The organism is Streptosporangium longisporum (genome assembly GCF_039534895.1).
GTDB classification, from domain to species: domain Bacteria; phylum Actinomycetota; class Actinomycetes; order Streptosporangiales; family Streptosporangiaceae; genus Streptosporangium; species Streptosporangium longisporum.
Window position 1 is genome coordinate 664,544 of record NZ_BAAAWD010000006.1, and the last position, 19,817, is coordinate 684,360.

Below are 19,817 nucleotides of genomic sequence, written 5' to 3' on the forward strand. Positions count from 1 at the left end.
GATCAGGCCTCCTTGAAGGGGAATCCGAGGTGCTTCAGCAGCGCCCGGCCCTGGTCGTCGGTCTTAGCGGTGGTCACGACCGTGATGTCCATGCCCCGCTGACGGTCGACCTTGTCCTGGTCGATCTCGTGGAACATGACCTGCTCGGTGAGACCGAAGGTGTAGTTCCCGTTACCGTCGAACTGCTTGGGCGACAGGCCCCGGAAGTCACGGATACGGGGCAGCGCCAGCGAGAGCAGCCGGTCGAGGAACTCCCACATGCGGTCACCGCGGAGCGTGACGTGCGCGCCGATCGGCATGCCCTCGCGCAGTTTGAACTGCGCGATGGACTTGCGGGCGCGGACGACCGCCGGCTTCTGGCCGGTGATCACGGTGAGGTCGCGGACGGCGCCTTCGATCAGCTTCGAGTCGCGCGCGGCCTCGCCGACGCCCATGTTCACCTTGATCTTGGTGATCGTGGGCACCAGCATGATGTTCTCGAACCCGAAGTCCTCGTTCAGCTTCGCGATGATCTCTTCGCGGTAGCGCTGCTTGAGGCGCGGAAGGGCCCGCTGCTCGGTCTCGGTGGTGTTCGCGGTCATCACTTGTCCCCACCCGTCTCGTCGGAGGCGGCCTCGGCCGTCTCCTTCTTGGCGGGCTTGTCGTCCTTGGCGGGCTTGGCCTCGGCCTTGGCGGACGTGTCGTCCTTGGTGGCCTTGGTGGACGTGTCGTCGTCCTTGGTGGCCTTGGCGGGCTTGGCGTCATCCTTGAGCTTCTTGACGTTGCTCACGTGGATGGGAGCCTCCATCGTCTGCACGCCGCCGCTCTTGGCGCCGCGCGGACCCTGGTTGGTCTCCTTGGTGTGCTTGGTGACCATGTTGACGCCCTCGACCACCACGCGCTCGTCACGCGGGTGGGCGGCGATCACGCGGCCCTTGGCGCCCTTGTCCTTGCCGGCGATGACCAGTACCAGGTCACCCTTTTTCACGTGCAGCTTCGGCATTACAACACCTCCGGCGCGAGCGAGATGATCCGCATGAACTTCTTGTCACGCAGCTCGCGTCCGACGGGACCGAAGATGCGAGTGCCCCGCGGGTCGCCGCTGTCCTTGATGATGACGGCGGCGTTCTCGTCGAAGCGGATGTAGGAGCCGTCGGGCCGGCGGCGCTCCTTGACAGTACGGACGATGACGGCCTTGACCACATCGCCCTTCTTCACGGTGCCGCCCGGGATGGCGTCCTTGACCGTGGCGACGATGATGTCGCCGATTCCCGCGTAGCGCCGGCCCGAGCCGCCGAGCACCCGGATGCAAAGGACTTCCTTCGCACCGGTGTTGTCGGCGACCTTGAGCCGCGACTCCTGCTGGATCACTTGAACTCCTGTTTGTCTCGCCGGTTCTCACCCTCGGGTGAGCCTTGCGGAACCTGCTGGGTCTTTGTCCTGCGACCACAGCCCTGACGGACCGCGGCCGAGGCGGGGCGAAGATCGCTTCGCCCCCTTGGACGCCGTCGTGGGGGGTGACACCCGTCACCCCCCACGAGGCGTGTGGCCTACTTGGCCTTTTCGAGGATCTCGATGACGCGCCAGCGCTTGCTGGCCGACAGCGGCCGGGTCTCCATCAGGAGAACGCGGTCGCCGACGCCGCAGTCGTTGGCCTCGTCGTGCGCCTTGTACTTGGTCGTCCTGCGGATGACCTTGCCGTACAGGGGGTGCTTGACGCGGTCCTCGACGGCGACCACGACGGTCTTGTCCATCTTGTCACTGACGACCAGGCCCTCGCGGGTCTTGCGGTAGTTCCGCGCCTTGGTCGTGCTCTCGGTGCTCTCGGTGGTCTCCACGGCCTCAGCCATCGATCGACTCCTTCTCTACCGTGACGATTTTGAGCTCCCGCTCGCGCATCACGGTGTAGATACGGGCGATCTCGCGGCGAACGGCACGCAGCCGCCCGTGGCTCTCCAACTGGCCGGTCGCGGCCTGGAAGCGGAGGTTGAACAGCTCCTCCTTGGCTTCCTTCAGCTTCGTGACCAGCGTGTCCTGGTCCTCCACCCGCAGCTCACCAGCGGTCAGGCCCTTAGCCATCACGCCTCACCCACTTCACGCTTGACGAACCGGCACTTCATCGGCAGCTTGTGCATGGCGCGCCGCAGGGCCTCGCGAGCCACCGGCTCGGCGACACCGGACAGCTCGAACATGATGCGGCCGGGCTTGACGTTGGCGATCCACCACTCCGGCGAACCCTTACCGGAACCCATGCGGGTCTCGGCCGGCTTCTTGGTGAGGGGACGGTCCGGGTAGATGTTGATCCAGACCTTTCCGCCACGCTTGATGTGACGGGTCATCGCGATACGAGCCGACTCGATCTGGCGGTTGGTCACGTAGGAGTGCTCAAGCGCCTGAATGCCGAACTCGCCGAACACGACCCTGGTGCCGCCCTTGGCGGCGCCGTGACGGTCGGGCCGGTGCTGCTTGCGGTGCTTGACCCTGCGCGGGATCAGCATGGTCAGCTCCCTTCAGCACCCGGCTGCGCAGCCGGGCCGGTCTCGGGGGCGGCCTGCGAGGCCGCCTCGTTCCTGGGTGCGGACGGAGCCGCGGCGCGGTCACCACGACCGGCACCGGCGCCACCGGCACCGCCGCCACGACGGGCGCCACCGGCGCCGCCGCCACCACGACGGGGACGGTCGCCGCCACCGGCACCGGGGCCACGACGGTCGTCGCGGTCACGGCGCTGGCCGCCGGCGCGGGCACCGGCGGCGGCCGCCTCGCGCTCGGCGCGGCTGGTCGGGGCCTCACCCTTGTAGATCCACACCTTCACGCCGATGCGGCCGAAGGTGGTGCGGGCCTCGTACAGGCCGTAGTCGATGTCCGCGCGGAGGGTGTGCAGGGGCACGCGGCCCTCGCGGTAGAACTCCGAGCGGGACATCTCGGCGCCGCCCAGACGACCCGAGCACTGCACCCGGATGCCCTTGGCGCCGCTCTTCATCGCCGACTGCATCGCCTTGCGCATGGCACGGCGGAACGAGACACGGCTGGACAGCTGCTCGGCCACACCCTGGGCGACGAGCTGAGCGTCGATCTCAGGGTTCTTGACCTCGAGGATGTTCAGCTGGACCTGCTTCTTGGTCAGCTTCTCGAGGTCACCGCGGATCCGGTCCGCCTCGGCGCCTCGGCGGCCGATGACGATGCCCGGACGGGCGGTGTGAATGTCGACCTGTACCCGGTCGGTGGTCCGCTCGATCTCCACCTTGGAGATGCCGGCCCGCTCCATGCCCTTTTTGAGCATGCGGCGGATCGCCACGTCTTCGGCCACGTACGACTTGTAGAGCTTGTCGGCGTACCACCGGCTCTTGAAGTCGGTCGTGATGCCGAGGCGGAACCCGTGCGGGTTGACCTTCTGACCCACTAGCGGGTCCTCCCCTTCGGCTCGCGGGACTCCACGATCACGGTGATGTGGCTGGTCCGCTTGTTGATCCGATAGGCGCGACCCTGGGCGCGGGGACGAAACCGCTTCAGCGTCGGGCCCTCGTCGACCCAGGCACGGCTCACGAAGAGCGTCTCCCGGTCGAGCTTGAAGTTGTGCTCCGCGTTGGCAATGGCGCTGGACAGCACCTTGTACACGGTCTCGCTCGCCGACTGGGGAGCGAACTGCAGCACGGCCTGCGCCTCCGAAGCGGGCAGCCCGCGAATGAGGTCCACCACGCGGCGGGCCTTCATGGGCGTGTGGCGCGCGAACCGCGCCTGAGCCCTGGCTTCCATCGCTTACTCCTCTTACCTTCTGCTTCGTGTCGGTCGGGTCCGTCTCGCCCGGTGGTGACCGGTACGGCTCTCGCCGTCCGGCCGTCTGCGGGCGGGACGAGCCCTCCCTGTGAGGCGCTTTATCGCCGGCTGCGGCGGTCTTCCTTGACGTGGCTGCGGAAGGTTCGCGTCGGGGCGAACTCGCCGAGCTTGTGGCCGATCATCGACTCGGTGACGAACACCGGGACGTGCTTGCGGCCGTCGTGAACGGCGATCGTGTGACCGAGCATGTCGGGCACGATCATGGAGCGCCGCGACCACGTCTTGATGACGTTTTTGGTGCCCTTCTCGTTCTGGACATCCACCTTCTTCTGAAGGTGGTCGTCCACGAAGGGACCCTTCTTGAGGCTACGTGGCATTTTGGCTGCTCCTACCGCTTCTTCCGCTTGGTACGACGGCGGATGATCAGCCGGTCGCTGGCCTTGTTCGCCGCACGAGTACGACCCTCGGGCTTGCCCTTGGGGTTGACGGGGTGACGACCGCCGGAGGTCTTACCCTCACCACCACCGTGCGGGTGGTCGACCGGGTTCATCGCGACACCGCGGACGGTGGGGCGCTTGCCCTTCCACCGCATGCGTCCGGCCTTGCCCCAGTTGATGTTGGCCTGCTCGGCGTTGCCGACCTGGCCGACGGCGGCCCTGCAGCGGACGTCGACCTGGCGCATCTCGCCGGAGGGCATACGCAGCGTGGCGTACTGTCCCTCCTTGGCCAGGAGCTGGATCTGCGCGCCGGCGGACCGGCCCAGCTTGGCGCCACCGCCCGGACGGAGCTCCACCGCGTGGATGAAGGTACCCGTCGGGATGTTGCGCAGCGGGAGGCAGTTGCCCGGCTTGATGTCGGCCGTGGGGCCGTTCTCGATGTTGTCGCCCTGCTTCAGGCCGGTCGGGCAGAGGATGTAGCGCTTCTCCCCGTCGGCGTAGTGCAGCAGCGCGATGCGGGACGTGCGGTTCGGGTCGTACTCGATGTGAGCGACCTTGGCCGGGATCCCGTCCTTGTCGTGACGCCGGAAATCGATGATCCGGTAGGCGCGCTTGTGGCCACCGCCCTGGTGACGGGTGGTGACTCGGCCGTGGACGTTACGGCCACCCTTGCTGTGCAAGGGTGCAAGCAGCGACTTCTCGGGCGTGCTGCGCGTGATCTCGGCAAAGTCCGAGACGCTGGCGCCGCGGCGACCCGGGGTCGTCGGCTTGAGTTTACGGATGCCCATCTTTTTCGTTCATCCTTCGTCGGTTAATCCGGTCGAATGCCCCTCACCGGCTGGTGAGGGGCTTTCTCCCTGTACGTACTGAGCGAGCGCGTCAGCCGATCTGACCGAAGATGTCGATCCGGTCGCCCTCGACCAGGCTCACGATCGCCCGCTTGGTGGCGGGGCGCTGGCCGTAGCCGAACCTGGTCCGCTTGCGCTTGCCCTGGCGGTTGATGGTGTTGACGCTGGCCACCTTGACACCGAAGATCTTCTCTACGGCGATCTTGACCTGCGTCTTGTTGGCCGTCTTCCGCACCAGGAACGTGTACTTGTTGTGCTCGTCGATCAGGCCGTAGCTCTTCTCGGAGACCACCGGCTTGATGATGATGTCGCGCGGGTCGGCGATCTTCTCCATCAGGCGTCTTCCTTCCCGCTCTTGCTCAGGCGGGCCACGATCTGGTCGTAGGCCGCCTGGGTGAAGACCACGTCGTCGTAGCAGAGCACGTCGTAGGTGTTGAGCTGCCCGGCGTCCAGCAGGTGGACCTCGGGAGCGTTGCGCAGGCTCAGCCAGGTGAGCTCGTCACCCTCGTCGACGACGACGAGAACGCTACGGGCCTTGGTGATCCTGCGAAGTGACTCGAGAGCCGCCTTGGTCGCCGGGGTCTCCCCCGCGACCAGACCGCTGACCACGTGAACGCGGCCACCGGTCGCCCGGTCGGACAGGGCACCGCGCAGGGCGGCGGCCTTCATCTTCTTGGGAGTCTTCTGCGAGTAGTCCCGCGGCACCGGGCCGTGGACGACGCCACCGCCGGCGAACTGCGGGGCGCGGGTCGAGCCCTGACGGGCGCGGCCGGTGCCCTTCTGGCGGTACGGCTTCTTGCCGCCGCCCCGGACCTCACCGCGGGTCTTGGCCTTGTGGGTGCCCTGCCGGCGAGCGGCGAGCTGGGCCACGACGACCTGGTGGATCAGCGGGATGTTGACCTTCGTGCCGAAGATGTCCTCCGGCAGGTCGACGGTGCCGGCCTTGCCGCCGCTCACGTCGAGGACGTCAATGGTGCTCACTTGGCAGCCCCCTTCTTGGTGGCGGTGCGGACCAGGACCAGGCTGCCGTTGGCGCCGGGGATCGCACCCTTGATCAGGATGAGGCCCCTCTCGGCGTCGATGGCGTGAACCTTGAGGCTCTGGACGGTCGTGCGGACGTTGCCCATCCGGCCGGCCATGCGGACGCCCTTGAAGACGCGGCCCGGGGTGGCGCAGCCACCGATGGAACCCGGCGAGCGGTGCTTGCGCTGCGTACCGTGGGAGGCGCCCAGGCCCTTGAAGCCGTGGCGCTTCATGACACCGGCGAAGCCCTTGCCCTTGCTCTTGCCCGTCACGTCGACGAACTGGCCGGCCTCGAAGGTGTCGGCCGAGAGCTCCTGGCCCAGGGTGTAGTCACCGGCGTCGTCGGTGCGGATCTCCGCGAAGTAACGGCGCGGGGTGATGTCGTGCTTGCGCAGGTAGTCGCCGAGCGGCTTGTTGACCTTCCGTGGGTCGACCTGCCCGAAGCCCAGCTGAACGGCGGAGTAGCCGTCCTTCTCGGGGGTGCGGACGCGGGTCACGACGCACGGACCGGCCTCGACGACGGTCACCGGGACCATCCGGTTGTCCGCGTCGAAGACCTGGGTCATGCCGAGCTTCTTGCCCAGGACGCCCTTGATCTGCTTAGCCATGTCAGTGCGTTCCCTCAGAGCTTGATCGAGATGTCGACGCCGGCGGGAAGGTCGAGTCGCATGAGCGAGTCGACGGTCTTCGGCGTCGGGTCGATGATGTCAATGAGCCGCTTGTGCGTGCGCATCTCAAAGTGCTCGCGGCTGTCCTTGTACTTGTGCGGCGAGCGGATGACGCAGTACACGTTCTTCTCGGTCGGCAGCGGCACCGGGCCCGCGACCTTGGCGCCAGTCCGTGTCACCGTCTCGACGATCTTCTTGGCCGAAACGTCGATGACCTCGTGGTCATAGGCCTTGAGCCGAATGCGGATCTTCTGTCCCGCCATAATGGCCTCGGTGTCCTTCGCTGTCGTCTGAAAAAGTTACGTGCGGCCTGTTGCCGCTGTGCTGTGGGGCGGGTCCGCCTCGCGACGTCCCCTCCGCCTCGTACGGGAGCCCGTGTCCCCCCTCGGGGGCGTTCTCCGTACGTGTCCCACGTAGCAGACGCTGAGAGTCCGCGCTTTCTTCCGTGATCTGGCAGTCACTTCGGCAGATCTTCCGGCCGAAGCCACTGCGAGATCACGGTTCGTGGGTCCTGCCGGGTCCGCGCCCTGCGGCGCGGGCCCCTCGTGGTGTGGCGGCCGGTCCCGTACGGAGGCCGGCCGCCACTCCGCGATCGTCCTACTTGAGAATCTTGGTCACTCGACCCGCACCGACGGTGCGGCCACCCTCACGGATGGCGAACTTGAGACCGTCCTCCATCGCGATGGGCTGGATGAGCTGGACGTTCATCTCGGTGTTGTCGCCCGGCATGACCATCTCGGTGCCCTCGGGGAGGTTCACCACGCCGGTCACGTCGGTGGTGCGGAAGTAGAACTGCGGGCGGTAGTTGTTGAAGAAGGGGGTGTGGCGGCCGCCCTCGTCCTTGCTCAGGATGTAGACCTGGGCCTCGAACTCGGTGTGCGGGGTGGTCGTGCCCGGCTTGATGATGCACTGGCCGCGCTCGACGTCCTCGCGCTTGATGCCACGGAGGAGCAGACCGACGTTGTCGCCCGCCTGGCCCTCGTCGAGCAGCTTGCGGAACATCTCGACACCGGTGACCGTGGTGGTGGTCTTGGTCTCCTTGATGCCGATGATGTCGACGGTCTCGTTGACCTTGACGACACCGCGCTCGATACGACCGGTCACGACGGTGCCGCGGCCGGTGATCGAGAAGACGTCCTCGATCGGCATCAGGAACGGCTTCTCGGTCTCACGGGTGGGCTCGGGGACGTTCTCGTCCACGGCGGTCATGAGCTCGATGATCGAGTCGCCCCACTTGGAGTCGCCCTCGAGCGCCTTCAGCGCCGAGACGCGGACGACCGGCAGGTCGTCGCCGGGGAACTCCTGGGCCGAGAGAAGCTCGCGGACCTCGAGCTCGACGAGCTCCAGGATCTCCTCGTCGTCCACCATGTCGGACTTGTTGAGGGCCACGACGATGTAGGGGACGCCGACCTGGCGGGCCAGGAGGACGTGCTCCTTCGTCTGCGGCATCGGACCGTCGGTGGCGGCGACCACGAGGATCGCGCCGTCCATCTGAGCCGCACCGGTGATCATGTTCTTCACGTAGTCGGCGTGACCGGGGCAGTCCACGTGGGCGTAGTGGCGCTTCTCGGTCTGGTACTCGACGTGCGCGATGGAGATCGTGATACCACGAGCCTTCTCCTCGGGCGCCTTGTCGATCTTGTCGAACGGGGTCGCCTCGTTGAGGTTCGGGAAACGCTCGTGGAGCACCTTGGTGATCGCCGCGGTCAGAGTGGTCTTGCCGTGGTCGATGTGCCCAATGGTGCCGATGTTTACGTGCGGCTTGGTCCGCTCGAACTTGGCCTTGGCCACTGCTCTCTCCTTAGAGATTCTGACGTGACTTGCGTCTTCAAAAACGGATGCCGGACCGAATCGCCCCGCATCCCCCGATCCATGAGCGGGCGAGCCCGCTCATGGATCGGAACGGATACCGGACTTATCCGCCCCGCACCCCTCCGGTGGCGGGGCGGCGATCTCCTCGCCTCCCGCACCCGGAACGGATGCCGGACTTATTCGCCCCGCACCTTCGCGACGATCTCCTTGGCGATGTGCGCAGGCACTTCCGCGTAGGAGTCGAACTGCATGCTGTAGCTCGCGCGTCCCTGCGTCTTGCTACGGAGGTCTCCCACGTAGCCGAACATCTCGGAGAGCGGCACGAGCGCCTTGATGATGCGAGCGCCGGAGCGCTCGTCCATCGCCTGGATCTGCCCGCGGCGACCGTTGAGGTCACCGATGACGTCACCCATGTAGTCCTCGGGCGTGGTGACCTCGACGGCCATCATCGGCTCCAGGATTACGGCGTCCGCCCTGCGCGCGGCCTCCTTGAAGGCCATCGAGCCGGCGATCTTGAAGGCCATTTCGGACGAGTCCACCTCGTGGTAGGCACCGTCCTGCAGGGTGACCTTGACCCCGACCATGGGATAGCCGGCCAGGACACCGAACTCGGCAGCCTCCTGGGCGCCCGCGTCGACCGAGGGGATGTACTCCCTCGGGATGCGGCCACCGGAGACCTTGTTCGAGAACTCGTAGCCGTCGTTGCCCTCGCCCAGCGGCTCGATGTCGATGATGACCTTGGCGAACTGGCCCGAACCACCGGTCTGCTTCTTGTGGACGTAGTCGACCTTCTCCACCTTGCGGCGGATGGTCTCCCGGTAGGCCACCTGAGGCCGGCCGATGTTGGCCTCGACCTTGAACTCGCGGCGCATCCGGTCGACGAGGATCTCCAGGTGGAGCTCGCCCATACCCCAAATGACCGTCTGCCCGGTCTCGTCGTCACGACGGACCTGGAAGGACGGGTCCTCCTCGGCCAGCCGCTGGATCGCGGTGCCCAGCTTCTCCTGGTCACCCTTGGTCTTGGGCTCGATGGCGACGCTGATGACCGGCGCCGGGAAGTTCATCGACTCCAGGACCACGGGGTGAGCCGGGTCCGACAGGGTGTCACCGGTGGTGGTGTCCTTCAAGCCCATCACGGCGACGATCTGACCGGCGACCGCCGACGGGCGCTCTTCGCGCTTGTTGGCGTGCATCTGGTAGATCTTGCCGATCCGCTCCTTGCGGCCCTTCACCGAGTTGACCACGGCGGTGCCGGTCTCGAGCGTGCCCGAGTAGATGCGGATGTAGGTGAGACGGCCCAGGTGCTGGTCGCTCATGATCTTGAAGGCGAGCGCGGAGAAGGGCTCGGTGACGTCCGCGTGACGCTCGATGATCTCCTCCTCCTTGCCGACCGCGTGGCCCTTGAAGGCCGCGATGTCGATCGGGGCGGGGAGGTAGGCGACGATCGCGTCGAGCAGGGGCTGGACGCCCTTGTTCTTGAACGCGGTGCCGGTCAGGACCGGGTTGATGACGCTCTTCAGCGTGGCGCGGCGGATGGCCGCGACCAGCTGCTCCTCGGTGGGCTCGACGCCCTCCAGGAAGAGCTCCATCAGCTCGTCGTCGTTCTCGGAGACCGTCTCGACGAGCTTGTCACGCCACTCGCGGGCGACCTCGGCGTGCTCCGCCGGGATGTCCACGGTCTCGTACATCTCGCCCTTGGCCGCCTCGGCGCTCCAGAGCAGGCCCTTCATCTTGACCAGGTCGATGACGCCCTTGAAGTCGGCCTCGACGCCCCAGGGAAGCTGGATGACGGCGGGGGTCGCGTTCAGGCGGCTGACCATCATGTCGACGCAGCGGTGGAACTCCGCGCCGACCCGGTCCATCTTGTTGACGAAGCAGATCCTGGGCACTTCGTAGCGGTCGGCCTGACGCCAGACCGTCTCGGACTGCGGCTCGACACCGGCGACGCCGTCGAACACGGCGACGGCACCGTCGAGGACGCGGAGCGAGCGCTCCACCTCGATCGTGAAGTCCACGTGGCCCGGCGTGTCGATGATGTTGATCGTGTGGCCGAGCCATTCGCAGGTCGTGGCAGCGGAGGTGATGGTGATACCACGCTCCTGCTCCTGCTCCATCCAGTCCATCGTGGCTGCGCCCTCGTGGACCTCACCGATCTTGTAGTTGATACCGGTGTAGAACAGGATGCGCTCGGTCGTCGTGGTCTTGCCCGCGTCGATGTGGGCCATGATCCCGATGTTACGGACCTTGGCCAGGTCAAGAGCGGTCGTGGTGGCCACTTCTCTCGCGTCCTCGTCGTCTCGTCGAACCCGCTGTTACCAGCGGTAGTGGGCGAAGGCCTTGTTGGACTCGGCCATCTTGTGGGTGTCCTCGCGCTTCTTGACGCTTGCGCCGAGGCCGTTGCTGGCGTCGAGCAGTTCGTTCATCAGACGCTCGGTCATGGTCTTCTCGCGGCGGGCGCGGGAGTACTGCACCAGCCAGCGCAGGGCCAGGGTGGTGCTGCGCGCCGCGCGCACCTCGACCGGGACCTGGTAGGTCGCGCCACCGACACGGCGGCTGCGGACCTCGAGAGTGGGCTTGACGTTGTCCAGCGCGCGCTTGAGGGTGACGACCGGGTCGTTGCCGGTCTTCTCCTTGGCGCCTTCGAGGGCGCCGTACACGATGGACTGGGCGATGGATCGCTTGCCGTCCAGGAGCACCTTGTTGATCAGAGCGGTGACCAGGGGCGAGTTGTGAACCGGGTCGGCCATGAGCTGACGACGGCCAGGAGAACCCTTGCGAGGCATTCCTACTTCTCCTTCTTCGCGCCGTAACGGCTACGGGCCTGCTTGCGGTTGCGGACACCCTGGGTGTCGAGCGAACCACGGATGATCTTGTAGCGAACACCCGGAAGGTCCTTCACACGCCCACCACGGACGAGCACGATGGAGTGCTCCTGGAGGTTGTGACCGACACCGGGGATGTAAGCCGTGACCTCGATGCCGTTGGTCAGCCGGACACGCGCCACCTTGCGGAGGGCGGAGTTCGGCTTCTTCGGGGTCGTGGTGTAAACGCGCATGCAGGTGCCGCGTCGCTGAGGGCTGGCCTTGAGCGCCGGGGTCTTGGTCTTGGTGACCTTGTCCTGGCGGCCCTTGCGGACCAGCTGCTGAATCGTGGGCACCGCGTCTCCGTTCGTGCTAGCCGGTTATTCGAATGTGGTGCATTTGCAGGTACTGCCGGTGTCATGACCTGCGGTTCTTCCAGCTCCTCCGACCCACGCGTTCGGGCGTGTCGCGGGGTGTCGTACCACGTCCCGGAAAGGAACGATCCGCTGGAGGAGGCCACACGGCGCCCCTGCCGACTCCTCGATGGGAAACCGTCGACGCGCACGCATGAGGACCCATGAAGACATGGGCACGAAGGGAAAGACTACCCAGCCCAGTGCAACACGTCAAAACGACCGCACTGGCCGGGCGCCGTCACGCGCGCCCGCATCCGTGCCCTGGCTCCCGTGACCGGTTTCCGACCGACCACGTCCGGGTCCACACCGAAGTTTACCCGGCCCCGGACACTTCTCCGGTCGTTCTCCGCATTGACGTACGGCTTCGGCCGCAACGTTCCGGTCAAGACGGACGGCGCCCGGCCCCCTCGCGGGGACCGGGCGCCGTCTCGATCACTGTGCCGGGCGTGCTCGCTCAGCGGTTGTACTGACCGAAGTCGTACTCCTCCAGCGGCACGGCCTCGCCCGAGCCCGAGCCGAAGGTGTAGTCGGCCGCGGAGCCGTCGTAGCCGCCGACCGTGTACATCGCGGCCTTGGCCTCCTCGGTGGGCTCGACCCGGATGTTGCGGTACTGGGGCATGCCCGTACCCGCCGGGATGAGCTTTCCGATGATGACGTTCTCCTTGAGACCGAGCAGCGAGTCCGACTTGGCGTGGATCGCCGCGTCGGTGAGCACCCGGGTCGTCTCCTGGAAGGACGCCGCCGACAGCCACGACTCGGTGGCGAGCGAGGCCTTGGTGATGCCCATCAGCACCGGGCGTCCCGAGGCCGGCGTGCCGCCCTCGGCCACGCACTCGCGGTTGATCCGCTCGAAGCGCGGCCGCTCGACGAGCTCACCGGGCAGCATGTCGGCGTCGCCGGACTCCAGCACGTTCACGCGCTTGAGCATCTGCCGCACGATGATCTCGATGTGCTTGTCGTGGATCGACACACCCTGCGAGCGGTAGACCTGCTGGACCTCCGCCACCAGGTGCAGCTGCACGGCGCGGGGGCCGAGGATGCGCAGCACCTCGTTGGGGTTGACCGCACCGGCGATCAGCTGCTGGCCGACGCCGACCCGCTGCCCGTCGGAGACGAGCATCCGCGACCGCATCGACACCGGGTACGCGACCTCCTCGGAGCCGTCGTCGGGGACGACCACGATCTTCCGCGTCTTGTCGGTCTCGTCGATGCGGACCCGGCCCTCGGCCTCGCTGATCGGGGCGACGCCCTTGGGGACGCGCGCCTCGAACAGCTCGGTGACACGGGGCAGGCCGTGGGTGATGTCGGCGCCCGCCACACCACCGGTGTGGAAGGTCCGCATCGTCAGCTGGGTGCCGGGCTCGCCGATCGACTGGGCGGCGATGATGCCGACCGCCTCGCCGACGTCCACGAGCTTGCCGGTGGCCAGCGAGCGGCCGTAGCAGGTGGCGCAGACACCGATCTTGGCCTCGCAGACGAGGGCGCTGCGGGTCCTGACGGTCTCCACACCGGCCTCGACCAGGGCGGTGACGTGGGCGTCGTTGATGTCGACGCCCATCTGCACGACGACCTTGCCGTCCACCTCCACGTCCTCGGCGAGGATGCGGCCGTGCACGTTGCTCTCGGCGTTCTCCGCCTTGACCAGGTTGCCCTGGGCGTCGCGGTCGGCGACGTGCAGCGGCACGGCGCGGTCGGTGCCGCAGTCGATCTCGCGGACGATGACGTCCTGCGCCACGTCCACCAGACGACGGGTCAGGTAGCCGGAGTCGGCGGTCCGCAGCGCGGTGTCCGCCAGACCCTTCCGCTGGCCGTGGGTGGAGATGAAGTACTCCAGCACCGACAGGCCCTCGCGGAACGAGGCCTTGATCGGACGCGGGATCGTCTCACCCTTGGTGTTGGACACCAGGCCACGGATGCCGGAGATCTGCCGGACCTGCATCAGGTTCCCTCGGGCGCCCGACTGGACCATCATCCAGACCGGGTTGGTCTTCGGGAACGCCTTCTGCATGTCGTCGGTCACGTCACTGGTCGCGTGCGTCCAGATCTCGATGAGCTCCTGACGGCGCTCCTCGTCCGTGATCAGACCGCGCTCGTACTCCCGCTGGACCTTGTCGGCCCGGCGCTCGTACGTCTCCATGATCTCGGCCTTGTTCGGCGGCGCGATGACGTCCTCGATGGAGATCGTCACACCGGCCCTGGTCGCCCAGTAGAAACCGGCGTCCTTGAGGGCGTCGAGCGCCGCCGCGACCTCGACCTTGGGGTACTTGTCGGCCAGCTCGTTGACGATGACCGAGAGCTGCTTCTTGCCGACCTGCGAGTTCACGTACGGGTAGTTCGCCGGCAGCGTCTGGTTGAACAGGCACCGGCCCAGGGTGGTCTCCAGGCGGTACCCCTCGCCGGGCTCCCAGCCCTCGGGGGCGGTCCAGTCGCGGGGCGGCGGGACGTCGCCCTTCATCCGGATCTGGATCAGCGACTGGATGTCCAGCTCGCGGCGGTCGAAGGCCATGAGCGCCTCCGACACCGAGCCGAAGACCCGGCCCCTGCCCGCGCCGTTCTCGTCCTCGTCCTTGAGCGTGGTCAGCGAGTACAGGCCGATGATCATGTCCTGGGTGGGCATGGTCACGGGCTTGCCGTCGGCCGGCTTGAGGATGTTGTTGGTGGACAGCATCAGGATGCGGGCCTCGGCCTGCGCCTCGGCCGACAGCGGCAGGTGCACGGCCATCTGGTCACCGTCGAAGTCCGCGTTGAACGCGGTGCACACGAGCGGGTGGATCTGGATGGCCTTGCCCTCGACCAGCTGCGGCTCGAAGGCCTGGATGCCCAGGCGGTGCAGGGTGGGCGCGCGGTTGAGCAGCACGGGGTGCTCGGTGATGACCTCTTCGAGGACGTCCCACACGACCGGCCGGGCACGCTCGACCATCCGCTTGGCCGACTTGATGTTCTGCGCGTGGTTCAGGTCCACCAGGCGCTTCATCACGAACGGCTTGAACAGCTCCAGCGCCATCTGCTTGGGCAGGCCGCACTGGTGCAGCTTCAGCTGCGGGCCGACGACGATGACCGAACGGCCGGAGTAGTCGACTCGCTTGCCCAGCAGGTTCTGGCGGAACCGGCCCTGCTTGCCCTTGAGCATGTCGCTGAGGGACTTCAGGGGGCGGTTGCCGGGTCCGGTGACCGGGCGGCCACGGCGGCCGTTGTCGAACAGCGCGTCGACGGCCTCCTGGAGCATCCGCTTCTCGTTGTTCACGATGATCTCGGGCGCGCCGAGGTCGAGAAGCCGCTTGAGGCGGTTGTTCCGGTTGATCACCCGGCGGTAGAGGTCGTTCAGGTCCGAGGTCGCGAACCGGCCACCGTCGAGCTGCACCATGGGGCGCAGGTCCGGCGGGATGACCGGGATGCAGTCCAGGACCATGCCGTTGGGCGAGTTGCGGGTGTTCAGGAACGCCGAGACGACCTTGAGACGCTTGAGCGCGCGGGCCTTCTTCTGGCCCTTGCCGCTGCGGATCGTCTCGCGGAGGTTCTCGGCCTCCAGGGCGAGGTCGAAGTTGGTCAGCCGCTCCTGGATGGCCTGGGCGCCCATGCCACCGCGGAAGTAGCGGCCGAAGCGGTCGCGCATCTCGCGGTAGAGCAGCTCGTCGCCCTCCAGGTCCTGGACCTTGAGGTTCTTGAAACGGCTCCAGACCTCGTCCAGCCGGTCCAGCTCGCGCTGGGCCCGGTCGCGCAGCTGCCGCATCTCGCGCTCGGCACCCTCGCGCACCTTGCGGCGCTGGTCGCCCTTGGCCCCGGCGGCCTCGAGCTCGGCCAGGTCGGTCTCCAGCTTGCGCTGGCGGGCCTCGATGTCGGAGTCACGGCGCTGCTCGACGTGCTGCCGCTCGACGGAGATCTTCGCCTCCAGCGACGGCAGGTCGCGCTCGCGCATCTCCTTGTCGACATGCGTGATCATGTAGGCCGCGAAGTAGATGACCTTCTCGAGGTCCTTCGGGGCCAGGTCGAGCAGGTATCCCAGACGGGACGGGACACCCTTGAAGTACCAGATGTGCGTGACCGGAGCGGCCAGCTCGATGTGGCCCATCCGCTCGCGGCGCACCTTGGCACGGGTCACCTCGACGCCACAGCGCTCACAGATGATGCCCTTGAAGCGGACGCGCTTGTACTTGCCGCAGTAGCACTCCCAGTCCCGGGTCGGGCCGAAGATCTTCTCGCAGAAGAGTCCGTCCTTCTCGGGCTTGAGCGTCCGGTAGTTGATGGTCTCGGGCTTCTTGACCTCACCGTGCGACCACTGGCGAATGTCGTCGGCGGTCGCGAGGCCGATCCGAAGCTCGTCGAAGAAGTTGACGTCGAGCACTTGTAATCCCCCTCAGCTTCTAGATCAGACCTCTTCGACGCTGCTCGGCTCGCGCCGGGACAGGTCGATGCCGAGCTCCTCCGCGGCGCGGAAGACGTCCTCGTCGGTGTCGCGCATCTCGATGGACATGCCGTCGCTGGAGAGCACCTCGACGTTCAGGCACAGCGACTGCATTTCCTTGATGAGGACCTTGAACGACTCCGGGATGCCCGGCTCGGGGATGTTCTCGCCCTTGACGATCGCCTCGTAGACCTTCACCCGGCCCAGGACGTCGTCGGACTTGATGGTCAGCAGCTCCTGCAGCGCGTAGGCCGCGCCGTAGGCCTCCAGGGCCCAGACCTCCATCTCACCGAAGCGCTGGCCGCCGAACTGGGCCTTACCGCCGAGCGGCTGCTGAGTGATCATGGAGTACGGACCGGTCGACCGCGCGTGGATCTTGTCGTCGACCAGGTGGAGCAGCTTCAGGATGTAGATGTAACCCACGGAGATCGGGTGCGGGAACGGCTCACCGGAACGCCCGTCGAACAGCTGGGCCTTTCCGTTCGCGCCGACCATGCGCCCGCCGTCCCTGTTGAGCAGGGTGTTGTCGAGCAGACCGATGATCTCTTCCTCGTTGGCGCCGTCGAAGACGGGGGTCGCCATGTTGGTACGCGGCTCCACCTCGGCGAAGCCCTTGTCGCGCAGGCGCTCGGCCCACGCCTCCTCGATGCCGGAGATGTCCCAGCCGCGGGCGGCGATCCACCCCAGGTGGGTCTCCAGCACCTGGCCGACGTTCATCCGGCCGGGCACGCCCAGCGGGTTCAGGATGATGTCGACGGCCGTGCCGTCCTCCAGGAAGGGCATGTCCTCGACCGGGAGGATCTTGGAGATGACGCCCTTGTTGCCGTGCCGGCCCGCGAGCTTGTCGCCGTCGGTGATCTTGCGCTTCTGCGCCACGTAGACGCGCACCAGCTCGTTGACGCCGGGGGGAAGCTCGTCGCCCTCCTCGCGGGAGAACACCCGCACCCCGATGACCTTGCCCTGTTCGCCGTGCGGCACCTTCAGCGAGGTGTCGCGCACCTCGCGGGCCTTCTCACCGAAGATCGCCCGCAGCAGCCGCTCCTCGGGGGTCAGCTCGGTCTCACCCTTGGGCGTGACCTTGCCCACCAGGATGTCCCCCGGCACGACCTCGGCGCCGATGCGGATGATGCCGCGCTCGTCGAGATCGGCCAGCACCTCCTCGGAGACGTTGGGGATGTCGCGGGTGATCTCCTCAGGGCCCAGCTTGGTGTCGCGGGCGTCGACCTCGTGCTCCTCGATGTGGATCGAGGACAGCACGTCGTCCTGCACCAGGCGCTGCGACAGGATGATCGCGTCTTCGTAGTTGTGACCCTCCCACGGCATGAACGCCACCAGCAGGTTCTTGCCCAGCGCCATCTCACCGCTGTCGGTGCACGGACCGTCGGCCACGACCTGATTGACCTCGATGCGGTCGCCCTCGGCCACGATCGGCTTCTGGTTGAAGCAGGTGCCCTGGTTGGAGCGCTTGAACTTCGCCACCCGGTAGGTGGTGCGGGTGCCGTCGTCGTTCATCACCGTGACGTAGTCGGCGGAGACCTCCTCCACCACGCCCGCCTTCTCGGCGGTGATCACGTCCCCGGCGTCGGTGGCGGCACGGTACTCCATGCCGGTGCCCACCAGCGGCGCCTCGCTCTTGAGCAACGGCACCGACTGACGCTGCATGTTCGAGCCCATGAGCGCGCGGTTGGCGTCGTCGTGCTCCAGGAACGGGATCATCGCGGTCGCCACGGACACCATCTGGCGTGCCGAGACGTCCATGTAGTCGACCTCGGTGGCGCGCAGGGACTCGAACTCCCCGCCCTTCCTCCGGACCAGGACTCGCGGCTCGAGGAACGTTCCGTCGGGACCGATCGGCGTGTTCGCCTGGGCGATGACGTGCCGGTCCTCCTCGTCGGCGGTCAGGTAGTCGACCTGGTCGGTCACCCGGCCGTCGACGACCTTGCGGTAGGGCGTCTCGACGAAGCCGAAGGAGTTGACCCGGCCGTAGGAGGCCAGCGAGCCGATCAGGCCGATGTTCGGGCCTTCCGGGGTCTCGATCGGGCACATCCGGCCGTAGTGCGAGGGGTGCACGTCACGGACCTCGAAGCCGGCCCGCTCACGGGACAGACCACCGGGACCCAGCGCGGACAGACGCCTCTTGTGCGTCAGGCCGGCCAGCGGGTTGGTCTGGTCCATGAACTGCGACAGCTGGGAGGTACCGAAGAACTCCTTGATCGACGCCACCACGGGGCGGATGTTGATCAGGGTCTGCGGCGTGATCGCCTCGACGTCCTGGGTCGTCATGCGCTCACGCACGACGCGCTCCATACGGGCCAGGCCCAGGCGGACCTGGTTTTGGATGAGCTCGCCCACCGTGCGCAGACGGCGGTTGCCGAAGTGGTCGATGTCGTCGGTCTCGACGACGATCTCACCGTTGGCGCCGGGCATCTCGACCTCGCCGGCGTGCAGCCGGACGATGTACTCGATGGTGGCGACGATGTCGTCCTCGGTCAGGGTGCCCTGGGTGATCTCGCTGTCCACCCCGAGCTTCTTGTTGATCTTGTATCGGCCGACCTTGGCGAGGTCGTAGCGCTTGGAGTTGAAGTACAGGTTCTCCAGCAGCGTCTGCGCCGACTCCTTGGTCGGCGGCTCGCCCGGGCGCAGCTTGCGGTAGATGTCGAGCAGCGCGTCGTCCTGGCCGGCCGTGTGGTCCTTCTCCAGGGTCGCGCGCATGGACTCGTACTGGCCGAACCGCTCGAGGATCTGCTCGCTGGTCCAGCCGAGGGCCTTGAGCAGCACCGTGACGGGTTGCTTGCGCTTGCGGTCGATGCGCACACCGACGCTGTCGCGCTTGTCGATCTCGAACTCCAGCCAGGCACCCCGCGACGGGATCACCTTGCAGCCGTAGAGATCCTTGTCGGAGGTCTTGTCGACGCTGCGGTCGAAGTAGACACCGGGCGAGCGGACCAGCTGGGAGACCACGACACGCTCGGTGCCGTTGATGATGAACGTTCCCTTGCCGGTCATGAGCGGGAAGTCGCCCATGAACACGGTCTGGCTCTTGATCTCACCGGTGGTGTTATTGATGAACTCCGCCGTGACGAACATCGGGGCGGAGTAGGTCATGTCCTTGTCTTTGCACTCATCGACGGAGTACTTGGGCGGCTCGAACCGGTGATCCCGGAACGACAGGGACATGGTTCCGGAGAAGTCCTCGATGGGACTGATCTCCTCGAAGATCTCTTCAAGGCCCGACTGGGCCGGAACGTCCTTGCGCCCGGCCTGGCGAGCCGCCTCGACCCGCCCCTTCCACTTCTCGTTTCCGAGCAACCAGTCGAAGGACTCGGTCTGTAGGGCGAGAAGGTCAGGAACTTCTAGCGGCTCCTGAATTCGTGCGAAAGACACACGACGGGGACCGGCGGGTACGGCGAAGGCGTTGCGCGAGGCTGCCAACAGATGTCCTTCCGAGGGCTCGCGGCGGACTGACTACACGCACGCCAGACGACCATGCATCAGAGCACCAAAAGAAGCGGGTCGTCAAAGGGCAGCGCAAAGGGGCAGTGTAGCCGAACGGCATACACCTGTCCACTTCAGTCTCGCTGCAAGCTCCACGTTGGTCGCAGCATCGCTCTTCAGAACCGAAACGTCAAGCCCGGGAGCTGACATTTCGGCCGGGAA

19 protein-coding genes and 1 pseudogene are annotated in these 19,817 nt (G+C 66.7%); all 20 read right to left on the reverse strand.

Annotated elements, in window-relative coordinates; all coding sequences use genetic code 11:
* Positions 1-2: 2 nt before the first annotated feature.
* The 20 genes and pseudogenes from rplE to rpoB all read right to left on the reverse strand — a co-directional run bounded on the left by rplE (position 3) and on the right by rpoB (position 19,592).
* A complete protein-coding gene (rplE, locus tag ABD832_RS06945; protein ID WP_344890020.1) occupies positions 3-581 on the reverse strand; it encodes a 50S ribosomal protein L5 in 579 nt (192 codons plus the stop codon).
* Positions 582-685: 104 nt separating this feature from the next.
* Positions 686-973: pseudogene (gene rplX / locus ABD832_RS06950) on the reverse strand (50S ribosomal protein L24); the annotation flags it as partial.
* Positions 974-981: 8 nt separating this feature from the next.
* Positions 982-1,350, reverse strand: a complete 369-nt coding sequence (gene rplN / locus ABD832_RS06955) for a 50S ribosomal protein L14 (protein ID WP_012887841.1) — start codon at positions 1,348-1,350, stop codon at positions 982-984.
* A 179-nt stretch (positions 1,351-1,529) separates the two neighbouring features.
* Complete coding sequence (gene rpsQ, locus ABD832_RS06960) at positions 1,530-1,829, reverse strand: 30S ribosomal protein S17 (RefSeq protein WP_344890024.1); 300 nt, start codon at positions 1,827-1,829, stop codon at positions 1,530-1,532.
* The gene (gene rpmC, locus ABD832_RS06965) at positions 1,822-2,058 is read right to left on the reverse strand and encodes a 50S ribosomal protein L29 (RefSeq protein WP_344890026.1); all 237 of its coding nucleotides are present in this window, start codon (positions 2,056-2,058) and stop codon (positions 1,822-1,824) included. The genes rpsQ and rpmC overlap by 8 nt, the downstream gene beginning before the upstream one ends.
* On the reverse strand, positions 2,058-2,477 hold the full coding sequence (gene rplP, locus ABD832_RS06970; protein ID WP_184538242.1) for a 50S ribosomal protein L16: 420 nt from the start codon (positions 2,475-2,477) through the stop codon (positions 2,058-2,060). The genes rpmC and rplP overlap by 1 nt, the downstream gene beginning before the upstream one ends.
* Before the next feature lie 2 nt (positions 2,478-2,479).
* A complete protein-coding gene (rpsC, locus tag ABD832_RS06975; RefSeq protein WP_344890032.1) occupies positions 2,480-3,379 on the reverse strand; it encodes a 30S ribosomal protein S3 in 900 nt (299 codons plus the stop codon).
* The gene (gene rplV / locus ABD832_RS06980; protein ID WP_344890035.1) at positions 3,379-3,732 is read right to left on the reverse strand and encodes a 50S ribosomal protein L22; all 354 of its coding nucleotides are present in this window, start codon (positions 3,730-3,732) and stop codon (positions 3,379-3,381) included. The genes rpsC and rplV overlap by 1 nt, the downstream gene beginning before the upstream one ends.
* A gap of 119 nt (positions 3,733-3,851) precedes the next feature.
* Positions 3,852-4,130 (reverse strand): 30S ribosomal protein S19, encoded by a 279-nt coding sequence (gene rpsS, locus ABD832_RS06985; RefSeq protein ID WP_012887835.1) that lies wholly within the window; start codon positions 4,128-4,130, stop codon positions 3,852-3,854.
* 11 nt (positions 4,131-4,141) lie between these two features.
* Positions 4,142-4,978 carry a 50S ribosomal protein L2 gene (gene rplB / locus ABD832_RS06990; protein ID WP_344890038.1) on the reverse strand — a complete coding sequence of 279 codons (837 nt, stop codon included), beginning with the start codon at positions 4,976-4,978 and terminating at the stop codon, positions 4,142-4,144.
* A gap of 91 nt (positions 4,979-5,069) precedes the next feature.
* Positions 5,070-5,372, reverse strand: a complete 303-nt coding sequence (gene rplW / locus ABD832_RS06995) for a 50S ribosomal protein L23 (protein ID WP_030912923.1) — start codon at positions 5,370-5,372, stop codon at positions 5,070-5,072.
* Entirely contained in the window at positions 5,372-6,019 is a 648-nt protein-coding gene (gene rplD, locus ABD832_RS07000; RefSeq protein ID WP_344890041.1) for a 50S ribosomal protein L4, read from the reverse strand. Before rplD ends, rplW begins: the two co-directional genes overlap by 1 nt.
* Positions 6,016-6,669 (reverse strand): 50S ribosomal protein L3, encoded by a 654-nt coding sequence (gene rplC / locus ABD832_RS07005; RefSeq protein WP_344890044.1) that lies wholly within the window; start codon positions 6,667-6,669, stop codon positions 6,016-6,018. Before rplC ends, rplD begins: the two co-directional genes overlap by 4 nt.
* A 14-nt stretch (positions 6,670-6,683) precedes the next feature.
* Positions 6,684-6,992 carry a 30S ribosomal protein S10 gene (rpsJ, locus tag ABD832_RS07010; protein ID WP_030912931.1) on the reverse strand — a complete coding sequence of 103 codons (309 nt, stop codon included), beginning with the start codon at positions 6,990-6,992 and terminating at the stop codon, positions 6,684-6,686.
* A gap of 334 nt (positions 6,993-7,326) precedes the next feature.
* Positions 7,327-8,520 (reverse strand): elongation factor Tu, encoded by a 1,194-nt coding sequence (tuf, locus tag ABD832_RS07015; protein ID WP_344890047.1) that lies wholly within the window; start codon positions 8,518-8,520, stop codon positions 7,327-7,329.
* A 197-nt stretch (positions 8,521-8,717) separates the two neighbouring features.
* Positions 8,718-10,766 carry an elongation factor G gene (gene fusA, locus ABD832_RS07020; RefSeq protein WP_413224031.1) on the reverse strand — a complete coding sequence of 683 codons (2,049 nt, stop codon included), beginning with the start codon at positions 10,764-10,766 and terminating at the stop codon, positions 8,718-8,720.
* A gap of 87 nt (positions 10,767-10,853) precedes the next feature.
* Positions 10,854-11,324, reverse strand: a complete 471-nt coding sequence (gene rpsG, locus ABD832_RS07025; RefSeq protein ID WP_012887827.1) for a 30S ribosomal protein S7 — start codon at positions 11,322-11,324, stop codon at positions 10,854-10,856.
* Between the two features lie 2 nt (positions 11,325-11,326).
* Positions 11,327-11,698 (reverse strand): 30S ribosomal protein S12, encoded by a 372-nt coding sequence (rpsL, locus tag ABD832_RS07030; protein ID WP_012887826.1) that lies wholly within the window; start codon positions 11,696-11,698, stop codon positions 11,327-11,329.
* A 514-nt stretch (positions 11,699-12,212) separates the two neighbouring features.
* Entirely contained in the window at positions 12,213-16,100 is a 3,888-nt protein-coding gene (locus ABD832_RS07035) for a DNA-directed RNA polymerase subunit beta' (protein WP_344890054.1), read from the reverse strand.
* Positions 16,101-16,124: 24 nt separating this feature from the next.
* Positions 16,125-19,592 carry a DNA-directed RNA polymerase subunit beta gene (gene rpoB, locus ABD832_RS07040; protein WP_344890057.1) on the reverse strand — a complete coding sequence of 1,156 codons (3,468 nt, stop codon included), beginning with the start codon at positions 19,590-19,592 and terminating at the stop codon, positions 16,125-16,127.
* Between the last annotated feature and the right edge of the window lie 225 nt (positions 19,593-19,817).